Raw genomic sequence first — 15943 nt, forward strand, 5'->3', positions numbered from 1 at the left:
CGACTCTATATCATTCAACCTGTGAGCGGGGCGATCCATGTGGGTCGCCCCGTTTTTTTGGCCACCGAGAAGTCTTTGGCGATCCAGTTTACTCCTCTCCTACCTGCCCCACGACAGCATTTGTGTGACATTAGCCTCTTCCCATAGACCTAGAAAAAGAGACATCTTTGTTTCACAAAATTTGGTCTCGGCGGTTTTCGCCTTAGTATCTGCTCAGGAGCCATTACCTAGAGCAAGGGGGAGAATCTGACGTTCTGTGACAAAACCGTTGGGCGTTAAGTGTCTGATTTGTCACCTTAATCAGGTTTCTCCGATGCCGAGGCACAGCACATATCCAGGCCGCCTTTCAAGATTTGGGCGGCTCATTTATGGATTTCCCTTTTGCAATCAGTGACCGTCAAAACCAGGTGGGCCGTGAGGACTCATCCCAGGTGCAAATGCGACTGAGCAGTCTTCTCATTGCCGCTATGATGATGACTTCTGCTCCGGCGGTTTGGGGGCAGGAATCAAGTGACGATCTCGTTGCTCGGTTGGTACAAGAGTCGCAAAAACACGCCATCCCGCGCAATCTTAGCCCTACGGATCCGCTCTTTCAGGCCGAAAGTTATGCCGCAGGTCTTGCCGCAGACGTGTCTGAATTCAATGTTTGGATGATTGAGATCATCAAGGCGTATGCACATCGGGGGGATTTTAACAGTGCCGCCTATCTGGCCAAACGTCTGCCGGGTAGTGGCAACGGTCTCGCTCATGCTGAGATTGCCGCTCTCTTGGCCGCCAGCCCGGGCCGGCAAAGCGAAGCCGAGTCTTATCTGAAAGTTGCGCGCAAGGAACTGAATCAGGTCTCTGGATTGCCCGCAGAGCTCATGCGTGCGCGCTGCGCACTGGCTCTGTATTATTTGGGCCGCGAAAGCGAAGCAATGAGCTTGGAGGCAGAGCTTGGAAAGCTGGAGCTGCTGTCCCTCAATACACGGCTTCATGAAGCTAATCTGCTTCCTGCTATCTCACTGCTGGACGCAAAAAGGCTTCTGGTGACTTTGACTGAGCAGGGAAACGATGAACGCCAAGCGCGTTTTTTGTTAGCCTGTGCGCAACAGCATTTCAAAAAAGGCAGCCCTGAACTGGCGAAGCCTTTTTTGGAAGAGATTGGGACCATGGCCATGGAGCGCGGTTTACCCACAGCTCAGCGAGTGCTTTTGGATCTGGCTCGCACAGCGCACGCGGGAGGGCAGGCTCTGTTGGCGAACAAGAGCATGAATCTCTTTCTAAAGTGCTGTGAGGGCTATTCGGACAATGCGGAATGGAAGGCTCCATTTTTAGCCGCCGCTGCGGAGATTTTGATCGAATGGAAGCGTCTTGATGAAGCCCGCGCATGGCTGAAAGCTGCCGAGGCCACGATCCCCAAGATCTTTGTCATGGATGCACCTGCTGCCATGCTGGCCATCGCCCGTCAAAGGGCGAAATTGGACGGTCCGGATTCGGCTGAGCCGTTGTTACTGGCGTCGGCAAGGGCAGGCCGATCGCACAGTCACCCTCGTTTCCTGGCAGAGACTGCAGTGCGGATCTGTCTGCATGCTGAGGCCGTCTCTACACCAGTTTCAGCGGAAGTGACTGGCATTCTGAATCCTGCGGACGTGGAGGTGAAGCCCTGAAGATGATGGCGCGGCGTTTTTACTGGATGGTTGTTCTTTGCCTGTGGTGCAGTTGCAGTCATCTGCATGCACAAGGTGCCAATGGTGGTCTGCGTGGCAGTGTGCAGGATGCTGATTTCTATGTGCCTTTGCCCGGGGTCTCTGTGCAACTGGAAGGCACAGGTTTTGCAGCGACGACGGATGAAAATGGCAATTTCTTCATCAACAATTTGCCTCCCGGTCAGTATGCCTTGCTGGCTACCGGCGGTGGTTTTATTCGCGAACGTAAAACGGGCATCGTGGTGACGCCTGGCAGCGTCAGCGAGGCCTCCCTAAGCATGACGGCTGAGGTCGTGGAATTGGATGAATTTGTGGTGTCCGCAGAGGAACTGGTGGATACAAGCTCGGCGGCTTCTGCACTGACGCTGCGCACCGAGATGAAGAGCTTTACCGATGTCCTCGGCGCTAAGTTCATCGCCCAAACTGGGGCGAGCGATGCCGCGAAGCTGCTTGCGAAAACAACGGGTGTGAACGTGGCAGACGGGAAGTTTGTAGTCGTTCGTGGTCTAAATGACCGCTACAACGTGGTGAGCCTGAATTCTCTGCGTGTGCCCAGTTCAGACCCAGACCGACGTGCAGTGGCCTTGGATCTTTTCCCAAGCGCAGTGATCGAAGATGTGCGTACCAGTAAAACCTTCGTCCCGAATCTGAATGGCGAATCGACAGGAGGCACGATCAACATCATCACCAAAGCAGTGCCGGATGAAGAATTCGTGAAATTTAAAGCAGGTACGGGTTTCAACACCCAATCCACGGGCAATGACAAGTTTCTGAGCTACCAAGGCGGCGGTACGGGAACCTTTGGCACCGCAGATTCAAGGGCATTACCAGATTTCATCAAGAATGCCGCCTTGCCGAACTTGACGAATTTTTCAGCCAGTGGTGTGGGCAATGGACTCACCCGTTTGGACAACCCGACTCGAGTCGAGCGCCAGCGGGTGAATGATGCTCTGAGTCCCGTCATGGGCACTCAAGAAGTGAGTGCCCCGGTGGATGTGACCTTGGAGGCGAGTCTGGGCCATCGCACCGAATTCATGGGTGCGCCAGCCGGGGTGACGGTGGCAGTGGATTATTCCAAAAAGTACCTTTATAATGATGACGATCTGGTGGGCCGATACACCTTTGTGGGAGCTGGTGATTCCAATGCAGGGGAGGTGCAGGAGATCCGTCGCCTTTCTACCGTGCGTTCTGGTCAGGAGACCATGCGCGCAGGTCTTTTGGTGGCAGCAGGGATCGAACCAGAAGAAGGCAGCGAGATCATCTTCACCTACTTTTTTAACCGTATCGCAGAGGACCGTGCGACGCTTCAGGACGGCCAGTTGGACTCTAGCTTTCTGCCAACCCAACGGGACTACCGTGAATCCCTGGCCTACACAGAGCGTGAACTCAAGGTGATGCAGCTCGCAGGCAAGCATCTCAATGATATCAATGGCAAGGAATTCCTTCTGGAATGGGCGATGGCCTACAATCAGTCTTCGCAGTTGGAGCCTGATCACCGTTTTGTGCGCGGGATTTTTAATGAGGATGCGGGGAACTACATCCCTGTGCCAGGGAACCCGGTGGTGCCGGAATTCCAGCGCCTGTGGCGTGAGCTGTATGACCAGAATTATTCTGGACGTTTTGACGTGACCACAGACCTTTTTGAGGGCGCTGAAGGTTTTAACGGCAAGCTTAAATTTGGCTCCTTGCTGGATGTGAGCAACCGTAACTACCGGGCCGATTCATTCACTTACAACCGAGGGGCCGAAAACCAGTCTTTCCCGAATCCCTTCAAGCCTTTGCTTCCAGGAAGAACATGGGGGGACGAGTTCCTTTCTGGGAACCTGCCTGTAGGTGCAGACCCCGACGGCATCCCGAATAACGGACCTTTGAGCAGCGTGGGGCAGTTTACCTTTCTTTATCGGGCCAATGATAAAGAGACCTACGAAGCGTCGCAGATCTTGGCAGCGAATTACGTGGGGCTGGAGTTTGATCTCGGGCCCAGTTTGAATGTGAGTCTTGGCGGTCGTCTGGAGAGCACAGACATCAAGGTTCAATCCACCCCTATCTACCAGTATGCGGATGAGCAGCTCCGCTTTGCATTGTTGAGCGATAAGGATCGTTTTGGCCAGGATGATACGGTGCGTCAGCTCGTCAATGCTGCCTTCAATGGCAGTGTTGCGGCCCGTAATGATCCCCGCATCACCGGGCGTAGTCAGGCTGCGATCGAAGAGCAGCATTTTTTGCCTGCCTTTGCCCTGAACTGGGATATGACGGAAACCATGCGAGTCCGGTCTTCCATCGCGCGTACGGTAGCCCGGCCATCCTTTAAGGAGCTAGCTCCCGTTGTTTTCCTGAATGTGGAGTCAGGAGATCTTTTCGTGGGAAACGTGGATTTGGAAATGTCCCAGATCACCAACTACGATGTGCGCTGGGAATGGTTTCCTACCGCAGGCAGTCTTATTGGCGTCAGCTTCTTTGCCAAGGCCATCAACAAGCCCATCGAGTTATCCCAGGAAAGTGGTGCTGTGGACATCATCCGTTATGTGAATTCCAAGGAAGGCTCCGTCTATGGTCTGGAGCTCGAGATTCAGCGTGATCTCGGCTTTATCGGGGACGCTTTGAGGCATTTTTCTCTCGGTGCGAACTATTCCTACATCAAGTCTCAGGCCACTCGCCCCGACTTCATCGGCAATACGGTGGATCCGGCCACTGGTGAACCAGAAACGGTGCCCAGCCTTTTCGGTCAAAGCCGTCGCCTCCAGGGCCAGCCCGATTACATCGTGAACTTCAATCTAACATATGACAATCCGGAATACCCGTTGTCCTATGGCGCGTTTTTGAACATTACAGGTCCGCAGCTTTTCGCGGTGGGTGGTCGCCCCGAGGACCCGGATGTCTTTCAGGAGCCCTTCACCACTCTGGATTTGGGAGTCACCTATAAAATGACTAAAAATAGCCGTGTTAGCCTGCGTGCTCAAAATGTTCTGAACGCCCAGGTGACTCGCTACTTTAACAACCAAGGGCGCCCAATTCATTCTACCCGTCAGACTGGCATCGGTTTCTCCCTCAGCATGACGGTGGACTGGTAGGCTTGTGATGGGCTAGCTCCCTGACTTCCGAAATGCTTACATGGGTGTAAAGAGATCTGGTGTTGCCATCGTTAGCTCTCTGGGCATGATCCTTGCTCCCCCACCTCTCAGATGCCTTTGGTTCCCATCATCTGTCCTCACTGTGAAAAGTCCGTGCAGGTCCACGTCACCGATGTGGCTCGTTCACGGGCTTGTCCTTCATGTGGGGAGGGCCTGATGTTACAGGTTGCAGAGCGCTCTACGGGACTCAAACGCAAGGCTCTTCTGGTCCGGGAGACAAACGAGGATTACCTGGAAATGGATGCTTTCGCCCCAAAGCAATTCTTGGGTGAAGCTTTTGACCGAATGCGTGCCGATCCTGAAGTAGCCAAGGCCAGCCGTCGTCTTTCCCTGGGAATTGCCGCAGTAATGTCCCTGATTCTGATGGCCACAGTGTGGAGCGTCTTGGCCAGTTGGGGGGCACCTGCTCAAGCGGAGGCCACAGCAGCCACCGAACCGATTTTGGTCAAAAAAATCGAACAGCCGGCATTAAAACCCCAGCATCTTCCTCCAATGCTCTCCCGGCCACTCGATTTCGAAGAAATCGTCAAAGCTCGTAAGTCCGAATTGGCGGAAAGAGTCGCTGGCAGTTCAGGAGAATAGGCCAAAACTCGGAAAAAACTTTTTCCGATTCTGTAAGAAGGCTCTTTGGCAGGCGTAATCCCCACTGCTCAAGTATAAAACTCCTCCTCCCTTCGCCATGAAAATGCATCCCAACTGCCAAGGCAATCACATAGATCTCCGTGTCGGAGCCAGTCGCCGTGACTTTATGTACGTCGGCATGATGGGCGGACTCGGCCTGACACTGCCTCAAATGCTGCGTCTTCAGGCAGCCAATAGCATTCCAGAGGTGGAGACCTTCAAGCCGATCGCAGATTCGATCATCCATATCTACCTGCCTGGGGGCATGGCACAGCACGAATCCTGGGACCCGAAGCCTTTTGCTTCGCCTGATTACCGTGGACCATATACCCCGATTAAGACCTCCATTCCTGGGGAATACGTGGGTGAAAAATTCCAGAACATCGCCAAAATCATGAACAAGCTGACGGTTGTCCGCAGCATGACTCATGGTGAAGCCGCTCATGAGCGCGGCACCCACAACATGTTCACGGGCTACCGCCCCAGCCCGGCCATCAAGTTCCCAAGTTTCGGTTCCATCATCTCCCATGAGATGGGTTCCCGGAACAATCTGCCGCCCTACGTGGCTGTGCCAAACGTCATTGCTCCTGAGCAGGGCACTGGCTACATGAGTAGCGCCTTTGGTCCCTTCGCCCTGGGCAGCGATCCGGCGGACAAGAACTTCACTGTCCGCGACCTCCTGACTCCGAAGGATATTGACGACAAGCGTTTCGACCGTCGCCGTTCCCTTCTTAGCACTGTGGATGAGCACTTCCGCAGCGTCGAGAAGGCAGATTCCATCAACGCCATGGACAGCTTCTATCAGGCAGCTTACGGCCTGATCAGCAGCAGCCAGGCGCGAGAAGCCTTCGACCTGAACAAGGAAACCGACAAACTCCGCGACGAATATGGTCGCAACAGTGCTGGCCAGCGCTTCCTTCTGGCTCGTCGCCTCGTTGAGGCAGGAGTCCGCATGGTGTCGGTCAATTTTGGGGGCTGGGATCACCACAGCAATATCAAGAGCGCTTTCGATGGTCAGGCCCCTCAGTTTGATCAGGCTTTTGCCCGTCTTATCACCGACTTGGCAGACCGCGGCATGCTGAAGAAGACTCTCGTCATGGTCAGTTCTGAATTCGGCCGCACGCCGAAGATCAACGGCACCAACGGCCGTGACCACTGGCCTCGCGTGTTCTCAGTCGCCATGGCTGGTGGTGGGGTCAAAGAAGGCTACATTCATGGTGCTTCGGACTCCCTCGGCGGTGAGCCTGACCGTGACCCTGTGGGTCCGGAAGATCTGGCCAAGACCATGTATCGCCTCCTTGGCATCAACAGCGAGAAGCGCATCATGTCCGATGGTGCTCGCCCGATTGATATCGTCAACGGCGGTCGCATCATGAACGAGTGGATCGCCTGATGCGATTCTTTCGGAATGCCTGAATTTGAAGGCGGTGTGGAGTTATCCATGCCGCCTTTTACTTGCCATCCCTTCCTCATAGGATCGCTGATTTCTGCAATAAGGCAGCGTCATCCTCACGTAGTTATACCTGAATCAATTTTCTGCCTATGAACGTCCGCCCTCTCCTCACCCATCTCTCGATGCTTCTCCTCGGCGGAGCATCTTTGCATGCGGCCTATCCTGAGTTTGGCACCACCAAGCCCAACGGTGCCCAGCGCGGTACGGAAATGAAACTCACCGTCACCGGTACTCGTCTGGATGACTTTGAGAGCCTGATTTTCTTCTCACCTGGGTTCACCCAGAAGAGCGTGGAAAAGGTTGAAAAGAACAAGGTGGAGCTGACCCTTGCCATCGCGCCGAATGTGGAGCCGGGCAATCACCTGATGCGCATCCGCACTCGCTCGGGCATCTCTCACGCCCGTCAGTTCTTTGTGGGGCCTTTCCCAAATGTGGAGGAAAAGGAGCCTAACTCAGAGTTCGATACCGCTCAGGCGATCGGCTTTGACCAGACGGTGGAAGGTCTCATCACCAATGAAGATGTGGACTACTTCAAGCTGACCGTGAAAAAGGGGCAGCGCATCAGCCTGGAAGCTGATGGTCTGCGCCTCGGCTATACCGTGTTTGATCCCTACATCGCGATTCTCGACAAGGACCGCTTCGAAAAAGCTTTCTCTGATGACACCATCCTGCATCGCCAGGACGGTTACTGCAGCTTCGTCGCTGAATACGATGGTGACTATTACGTGATGGTGCGTGAGTCCTCCTATCGCGGTGGCGGCAACAACTTCTACCGTCTTCACGTGGGCAGCTTCCGTCGTCCGGATGTGGTTTACCCTGCCGGTGGTAAACTGGGCAGCAGCACCAAAGTGCGTTTCATCGACAAAGATGGCGTTTTTGAAGAAGAAGTGAAGCTGCCTGAGGTTCAAGATCCTGGCTTCATGATCTTTGCGAAAGGCGCTGAGGCCGCCCCTTCCGGTAATCCATTCCGTCTGGTGCCTTTCGACAACTCCCTGGAAGTTGAGCCTAACAATGAGCAGGCTAAAGCCACTCCTGTGACCGTCGGGGAACCTGTGGCGCTCAATGGCGTCATTGAAACTCCTGGCGACATTGATTACTTCAAGATTGCTCTGAAAAAAGATCAGCAGGTGGTTGTGCAGGCCTTTGCCCAGAGCCTGGGCTCTCCTCTGGATACCGTCATCGGCATCTACAATGCCAAAGGCGGTCGTGTGGCCTCCAATGACGACGGTGGTGGCCGTCGCCGTCTGGACAGCAAGCAGACGGTCAAAATCCCTGCGGATGGCGAGTACTTCGTCAGCATTGCCGACCACCTGGAGCGTGGCGGAGCCAACTTTGTCTATCGCGTGGAACTGGTGGCCAGCCAGCCTGAGTTGACCTTCTCCTCTCCTCATTATTCGGTGAATGATTCCCACTACCGTCAGTTCATGGCGATCCCCAAGGGCGGCCGTATGGCGCTGTTGGTGAATTTTTCTCGTAACAACGTGGGGGGCGATTTCACCTTTGATGCCGCAAATCTGCCTGCCGGAGTAAAGTTGCTCACGGAACTCGCGCCAAAAGATCAGCCAGGCATGCCATTGATGTTTGAGGCTGCTGCGGATGCACCTCTGGGGCATGCGACGGTGCCAGTGACACTGAAGGCTGTGGATCCGAACGTGAAAGTCGTGGGCGCCCTGCGTCAGGAATTCGACATCGTCCGCCAGGGCAACGTGGTTTTCTACACCGAGATCCAGGACAAGCTGCCGGTGGCTGTTGTGGAAGAGGCTCCTTACTCCCTCGAAATCGTCAAGCCAACGGTGCCTCTGGTGAACAATGGCATTCTCAACCTGAAGGTCGTCTCCAAGCGCAAAGAAGGCTTCAAGGCTCCCATTCGTGTGCTCATGGTCTGGAAGCCCAATGGCATCAGCACCCTGGGTGAGCAGACCATCCCCGAGGGCCAGAATGAGTGCACATTTGTGCTGGATGCCAATGCCAATACACCTGCCGGCACCTGGAAATTCACCGTCATGGGCGAGGCTGAAGCTGGCAATGGCCGCGTGTACAATGCCTCTCCATTCTGTGAAGTCACCACGGCCCCCGCTTACGTCAATGCTCCAGCGATTCCGTTGACGGCTGTCGAGCAGGGGCAGGAGACCGTCATGGTGGCCAAGCTGGAAACCCTGCAACCCTTCGAAGGCGAAGCGGAAGCCTCCATCGTTGGCGTGCCTGAAACGATCCCGATTGAGTCTGCGAAGGTCAACAAGGACACCAAGGAAGTCACTTTCAAGGTGAAGACTCACGACAAATCACCTGTGGGCAAGCAGGGGAACCTATTTGTGCGTGTGGATGTTCCGGTACCTGGTGGCACCACCACCCACCGCATCGCTTTGGGGTCCACCCTTCGCATTGATGCGCCACGCAAAGTGGTCGCCAAGCCTGCCGCTCCCGTGGTGGCTGAAAACAAGCCCAAGGAAGCTGCCAAGCCGGCAGCCCCCAAGCCGCTCTCCCGGCTGGAGCAGCTTCGTCAGGAAGCCTCCGGCGCGAAATGACCTGAGGTCATCAGTTTTTGTGAAGGGCTAGGTTTTAGGATGTCTCGAATAGAGATCTCTAAAGCTTGGCTCTTCTTATTTTTGTTTTTAGACCTCTAGTCGTCGCCTGGACAGCGATTAAATCCGGCGCAGCAGAACGCCGAGTAGCAGAAGGCTTAGAGCCAGCCAAGCGAACCAGGAGCTGATGGGACGTAGCTGAAAAGCTGTGGGCAGGGCTGCAATGATGCTGGCGGGCTGATAACCGGCGAGGGTGCTCAGGGAATCGGCCGGCTTGCCATCCAGGCGATATTCGTTCGGGTAGGCGGCGTGGTAATGGCGCACTTCCAGCTTGTCATGATCCCGGTCATGCAGGCGCAGGGCGATGTGTTGGCGCGTGCCAAGAGGGATGCTGGCCTCGTATCGGCCGAGGCCGGTTTCCTCCACTTTGATGTCAAACGGGCGACCGTTTTCATCCAGTGCCTGGGCTTCCATGCGCAGACCGGAAAGGGGGGCTTCGGCTTCATCCCGGCGGTCCAGCCGTACTTTCCAGCGTCCATCCATGATTTCACTGCGGGCATCGAGGCCGGCTCGGTCCATCTTGCGCACCACGCTGCGCAGCACCTGGGCCCAGAAGCGCCCGCAGCCATCCCAGGCCAGCCATTCTCCGCCCCAGGTCTCCGTGAGATCTCCGGTGTAGGCGAGACCCATACCCAGACCAAAACGGCCCACTGCCAGTAGGGGATCTCCACTTTCAGCGGCCAGCAATACCTGCACAGCCGGTTTGGCCTCCGTCATGACGTAACCCAGTGTCACGGGCAGGCCATCGGCATCGTAACCGGAGAGCATGGGATGATCCGTGATCTGAATGTGCGGAAACAAGCCTTCCTGGGTGGCGGATTTCGAGGCCTGAGTTGTTTCCTTGGTGAAGATTTGTGGCAGGGACTCAGCCTCATTGCTTTCATAAAACCGTCCGCGCCCCACTTCGGCGATCTGCTGTAGCAGTTCCCCTGCGGAGCCCTCTCCCAAAGCGATGGTAGAGACCGTGATGCCGGAGTCTGCCATCTGTTGCGTAAGGCCGATGTGGTCTGCCTCCTGGGTCTGGCCATCGGTGAGGCAGATCATGTGCTTCACTTTGGCGGTGGTTCGGTCCAGCATCTCGCGCCCGGCCTCCATCGCCGGATACATGAAGGTACCACCGCTGGCCTCCAGGGAATCAATGGCGGCCATGATGGTGCTCTGCTGAGAGGCTGGTGTCATGTCACAGATGACCTGGGCCTGCCCGTCAAAACCGATGACGGCGATCTGATCCCGCGCCGAAAGCAACTCGGCGGCGCTCTTGGCCGCCTGCCGGGCGAGGGCGATGGGCTGGCCCTGCATGGAGCCGCTCTTATCCATCACTAGGACCATGGCGAGAGATGGCTTCTCCTTTTCCTTTTCGTAGCGGGAGACCAGTGGCAGCACTTCCTCCACCGGCGTCTTGTAGTAACCGCCGAGGCCAAAGCTGTTGTCACTGCCCAGCATCACCAGTCCGCCGCCAAAGTCTGCCACATAACTGCGCAGCAGGTTCATCTGGCGCGCGCTCATCTCTGTGGCAGGCAGATTGGCGATGACGATGCAGTCAAAGGCCAGCAGTTCCTCCATGCGATCTGGCAGGCCGCGTTTGCCACGCAGATCCACTTCAAAATCCTGCTCTTTCAAGGCGCGGACGATGGCGCGCATGTCGCGCTCCTTTTCATGCAGCACCAGCACGCGGGGTTGACCCTGCACATTCAGGGTCATGGAGGCCTGATTATTGATAGGGAAGTGATCCTTCTCCGGCACGATTTCCGCCGTCCAGACCCCGGGGCCGGGCGTGGTCATTTCCTGGTCAAAGGGCAGCTTGGTTTCTTCCCCAGCTTTGAGGGTCACAGGCTTTTCCTGCACCATCACGCCTTTGTTCAGCAGCCGCACCCGGGCCTGCATGTCGCGGTTGGCACGCACCTTGGCATTCAGCCTTAGCATCTCACCCTGAAAGGCAAAACCCGTGGTGCTTTCCAGGGCCACCAGTGCGGCTTCCGGTTGCTCCAGGGTGCTGAGTTTGACAAAGCGCACGTCCACCTCTTCTCGCCGCAGTTGTTCCAGAGCTTCTGTCAGAGAGCTATCTGTTTCCACGCCATCACTAAAAAGAATGAGCCGTTTGGCCTTCCCGGCAGGAAAGGAGAGTCGGGAACTTAGGAGTGCATCGCCCAGGCGGGATTCAGAGCGGAAAGCATCATCGGCCAATCCTTTCATCCAGCCTTCCAAGAGGGTCCGCATCTCCGTCGGTGTTTGCTCACGCACTCCTTTGGCCATGGCAAAGAGACTGAAGGAGTCACCGGGACGCAATTGGCGGATGCCTTCTTCGATGGGCTTCAAGGCCTCCAAAGCGGCTTTCAGTTCCACAGACTGCGAGACATCCATGACAAATACGACATGGGCTTCCTCTGTCTCATCCTGAATGAAGGGCTGGCATAGAGCTAGGGCCAGCAGCACCACGCCGAGCACTCGTAGGAGGAATGAGGCGAGTTTCAAGCCTGTCGGACGGTCCACCAATGAACGCCAGTAGGCGGCACCTGCTACCAGGAGCAGGAGTAGCCAAAGCAGGGGCGTGAAGGTGGTAAAGGTCATGCTTGAGATGGCAAAGTTAGTTAGCCGACTTTCCGGCGATGATAGAGGGCGGACTCGCCCACCAGGGCTACAAGGCCGAGTACGAGCAGCCAATAACTAGGGGACTGGCCTTGAGCTAGGGGGCGGGTGGTGGTTTGCATGCTGGCCACTGCGGCGCTGGATTCAGCGGGTGAAATGAGAGAGCAGGCTACGGTGGTCTGTCGATCTTTGACCTGGGCTTGGTAGAAGCCGACTTCCTCAAGTCGCAACGGCACATCTGCCCCGAGGGCAAAGGTTTGGCCTGCTGGCGTGCGGATCTTGGCCGTTTCTTCTGCGGCCATTCCTGGGATGCGTGTGAGGCTGCCTGTGGGGAAGGTGGCGGGCAGGGGAGCTTCACGATGACTCAAATGAGCGGCGGCATTATGAGTCAGCACTGGAAACCAGGCGGAGAGATAAAACTGAGCTGCGAGGGGATCCAGATTCACCACGCAGAGGCTGGCCTCTCCCTGACGCACAAGGTAGATCAGAGGCACGCCACTTTCATCTGCCACCAGGATCACGGAGCCTGCTGGGGCTTCGAGTTTGCGGGCACCCGTGAAGTTCATCGTTTCAGCATCCAGGTAGCGTATCAAGGCGTGATCTTTGATCAGAACGCGAGGAATGGGTGTAGCCAGTTCATCTCCCAATTCACTCCACAGTGGACTCTCCCCCTGCGGCTGGAAAATCAAGGCTGAGCCTGAGGTAGGTGCACGACCCAAGGCTAAAAAGAGGCGGGCTTGGCTGGCCTTGGTGGCCAGTTGTAGATTCTGCTCACTGCGTTCAAAGGCGCGCACGGCATTTTCCAGGAAGAAGGCATTTTCTGCCAGCACTCCGACGGGCAGAGGATCGCGCGCGGGCACATTCAGCCACACTTGATTGTCCAGGGCCAGGGCATCCTCTTTTTCAATGCGGGCTGTCCAATTGCCTGTTTGCGCATCCTCCAGCGTAAGGGTGATCGCAGCATTGAGACCTGGCTGCACCTGCATGGGGATGAGTTTAATGAGTTGATTGCTGTCCTCATGACGCAGCATCAGATCCACCGAGACAGCTTCTTTAAAGGTGGATTGCATCACGATGAACAGGCCCAGACGCAGCCCCTCACCAGGCACCGGCCGGAGATCTGCCCGAACGATGCCGAGATTCGGGGTTTCACTTTGGACTTTCAGCACTTCTACTTGGGATAGCAGGTTGGGATCATCCACACAGCCATCCGTGATGAAGATGACACGCGTGTTTTTCAGGCCATCCTGTCCCGGTTGCACGGCACGCAGGGCCTCAGCAGCGGAGGGAAGTTGGCTGGGCTGGATGCTCTCCACCGCCTCCAGCAGGCTGCGCCGATGCCTCGTGGGCTGGGCACGCATGGTCAGGCGATCTGCCACGCTGGCTACCGCAGCGCGCTGGCTGCCGTGGAGCGCAGTGATGAGTTCCCGCGCTTTTTGTTGGGCCAGTTCCAGCCTCGTCGCTCCGCCTTCCTTGGCGGACATGGAGGCGGAGTGATCCACAAGGATGAGCAGATCTTTCCGTTCATCGCCTTCCAGGTCAGGCTCTGCCAAAGCCAGTGCAACGGCGGCAAAGGCCAGCGCCATCAGCAGAAGGGACCAGATGTCCCGCAGCCTTTTGAACAATGCCGAAGAACGTTTCTCGGTGAAAATCTTCTGCCATAGAAAGAAGGCTGTCACGGGCTTCTTCCTTGGCCGCACCTTCAGGAAATAGATCGCTGCCAGCGGGGCGAGCGCTGCGAGTGTCCATAAAAGTGCTGGGTTGAGAAAGGTCACAAGAATTGGAAATTAAGTGACCAAACCACCGCGCCGCAGGAGGTCGGTGATGACATCTTCAAAGGGGCGGTCGGGTGTGGCGCGGATATGCCCGATGCCACGCTTGGCACAGGTGCTTTTTAGGTTCTCATTCCACTCCGCCACTGCCTGCTCATAGAGTTTGGCCTCGCGAGGAGAGATGGTGACGCGCTGGGCTTGACCAGACTCCACGCACTCTAGAGTCACATCGCCTTTCCATTCGCAGTGAAGGTCATTGGTGTCTAGCGTTTGCAGGCAAAAGACTTCATGCTTGTGCCATTGCAGGCGGCTGAGGCCTTCTTCAAAACCTCCGGGTAACAAAAAGTCTGACACGACACACACGAGTCCTTTGCGGCGGTGCCGAGCTTCAAACTCGCGCGCACAGGCAGAAAGGTCGGTGCCGCCGCCAAAGGTGGGGGCCAGTTCCAGAGATTTCAAAAAAGGCAGCACCTGATTGCGTCCACGGCTGGGTTCAAACAATGGCTGTAGCCTGTCCACCAGTCCATACACCGCTAGCCGATCAAGTGTGTTGAGCGCGATGTAGCCCAGCGCGGCGGTGAGCTGCTTGGCATACTCCTGCTTGGAATTCATGGAGGGACTGCAATCCAGCAGAAGGTAAATCGTGGCATCTTCTTCGAGTTCGAAGAGCTTGATCAGCAATGATTCAAACTTCGCATACACCCGCCAGTCAATGCTGCGGTAGTCATCGCCTAACGAATATTGCGCATAGTCTGCGAAAGTGATGCCCGCACCTTTTTTGTTGCTGCGCCGGTCTGCCTGCAACGAGCCGCCGAGGATCTTCCTCGCGAGAAGATACAGGGAGTCTAGCCGACGAATGAAGGCGGGGTCAGTTAGCATGATTCGATTTCAGATGGCAAAAGAGAGGCTGTTTTTATGGGGCAAACAAGGTGGTCAGAGTAACTTGGATTTGATTTTCAAAGCCGAAGTGGAGACTGGAAAACCTTGGATTCAACGACCCGCCCATCCTGAACCTCGTCGCACTTGCTGGGCTGGCACTCAGGCCTTCACCTTCTCGATGACATCGGCAATGACGGCATCCGTCTTCACCCCTTCGGCTTCGCCTTCGAAAGAAAGCAGAACACGGTGACGGAGGGCGGGCAGGGCTGCTTTGGCGATGTCTTCTCGGGCGACGTGGTAGCGACCGTCAAGCAGGGCCAGTACTCGGGCGGCGGCTAGGATAGTCTGCGCACCGCGAGGCGAAGAACCATGGCGGACGTATTTTTTCACCCGCTCCGTGGCATTCACGTCCGTGGGATGTGTAGCGCGGACGATCTTGACGAGGTAGTCCTGGATGCTGGTATCCAGCGGGACTTCGCGTACTATCTGGCCCATCTTGAGAATGTCTTCGCCGCTCGCTACCGCGTTGATCTGGGGGACATGGCTGCCCCCGGTGCGGTTGAGGATTTCGTGGAAGTCATCGTGACTCGGTACGGGGACAAAGAGCTTGAAAAAGAAACGGTCGAGTTGGGCTTCCGGCAGCGGGTAGGTGCCGTCCTGCTCGATGGGGTTCTGGGTGGCAAGGACAAAGAAGGGGCTGTCGAGCGTATGGGTGGTGCCCGCCACCGTTACGCGTTTTTCCTGCATGGTTTCCAGCAGGGCAGATTGGGTCTTTGGTGTGGCGCGGTTGATTTCATCTGCCAGCAGCACGTTGCAGAAGACGGGGCCTTGCTGAAACTCAAAAACTTTGCGCCCATCCCGATCCACCAGAATCTGTGTGCCTACGATATCTGCTGGGAGCAAGTCTGGGGTGAACTGGATGCGCTGGAACTTCAGATGCAGGGCTTTGGCGAGGGTATTGACCAACGCCGTTTTACCAAGTCCAGGCACGCCTTCCAGCAGCACGTGCCCGCCACACATGACGGAGATGAGGACATTTTCGATGACGTCTCTCTGCCCCACCATGAACTTCGCGATCTCAGCGCGCAGTTTTTCGAAAGTGTCATGGAAATGCTGAACGGTGGCGGTGGTTTCAGGACTGGAGGACATGTGAAAAGGGAGGTGAAAACAAAAAGTAGCGAAGAGGTAATGATCGCGGCAAAGGGCTGGCTCAAACCTTCCCTGGCCATGC

9 protein-coding genes are annotated in these 15943 nt (G+C 56.1%); 5 read left to right on the plus strand and 4 right to left on the minus strand.

Going from position 1 to position 15943, the window contains the following annotated elements; translation table 11 throughout:
• The first annotated feature begins 353 nt into the window (after nt 1-353).
• The 5 genes from ABEB25_RS00865 (at nt 354) to ABEB25_RS00885 (ending at nt 9418) form a co-directional block, all read left to right on the plus strand.
• Nucleotides 354-1649 carry a hypothetical protein gene (locus ABEB25_RS00865; RefSeq protein ID WP_345734479.1) on the plus strand — a complete coding sequence of 432 codons (1296 nt, stop codon included), beginning with the start codon at nt 354-356 and terminating at the stop codon, nt 1647-1649.
• Nucleotides 1650-1675: 26 nt separating this feature from the next.
• Nucleotides 1676-4759, plus strand: coding sequence for a TonB-dependent receptor (locus ABEB25_RS00870; protein WP_345734480.1), 3084 nt, complete (start codon nt 1676-1678; stop codon nt 4757-4759).
• 111 nt (nt 4760-4870) lie between these two features.
• Entirely contained in the window at nt 4871-5401 is a 531-nt protein-coding gene (locus ABEB25_RS00875) for a hypothetical protein (protein WP_345734481.1), read from the plus strand.
• A 97-nt stretch (nt 5402-5498) separates the two neighbouring features.
• On the plus strand, nt 5499-6833 hold the full coding sequence (locus ABEB25_RS00880) for a DUF1501 domain-containing protein (RefSeq protein ID WP_345734482.1): 1335 nt from the start codon (nt 5499-5501) through the stop codon (nt 6831-6833).
• 149 nt (nt 6834-6982) lie between these two features.
• On the plus strand, nt 6983-9418 hold the full coding sequence (locus ABEB25_RS00885; RefSeq protein ID WP_345734483.1) for a PPC domain-containing protein: 2436 nt from the start codon (nt 6983-6985) through the stop codon (nt 9416-9418).
• A 117-nt stretch (nt 9419-9535) separates the two neighbouring features.
• Here the strand turns inward: ABEB25_RS00885 and ABEB25_RS00890 are convergent, their stop codons facing one another.
• The 4 genes from ABEB25_RS00890 to ABEB25_RS00905 all read right to left on the minus strand — a co-directional run bounded on the left by ABEB25_RS00890 (nt 9536) and on the right by ABEB25_RS00905 (nt 15861).
• A complete protein-coding gene (locus ABEB25_RS00890) occupies nt 9536-12043 on the minus strand; it encodes a VWA domain-containing protein (protein WP_345734484.1) in 2508 nt (835 codons plus the stop codon).
• Nucleotides 12044-12063: 20 nt separating this feature from the next.
• The gene (locus tag ABEB25_RS00895) at nt 12064-13836 is read right to left on the minus strand and encodes a vWA domain-containing protein (protein ID WP_345734485.1); all 1773 of its coding nucleotides are present in this window, start codon (nt 13834-13836) and stop codon (nt 12064-12066) included.
• Between the two features lie 12 nt (nt 13837-13848).
• Nucleotides 13849-14712: a DUF58 domain-containing protein gene (locus tag ABEB25_RS00900; RefSeq protein WP_345734486.1), complete on the minus strand. Its 864-nt coding sequence runs from the start codon at nt 14710-14712 to the stop codon at nt 13849-13851.
• 159 nt (nt 14713-14871) lie between these two features.
• Nucleotides 14872-15861, minus strand: a complete 990-nt coding sequence (locus tag ABEB25_RS00905) for an AAA family ATPase (protein ID WP_345734487.1) — start codon at nt 15859-15861, stop codon at nt 14872-14874.
• Nucleotides 15862-15943: the final 82 nt, after the last annotated feature.

The sequence above is a fragment of the Prosthecobacter algae genome (genome assembly GCF_039542385.1).
Taxonomy (GTDB): Bacteria; Verrucomicrobiota; Verrucomicrobiia; order Verrucomicrobiales; family Verrucomicrobiaceae; genus Prosthecobacter; species Prosthecobacter algae.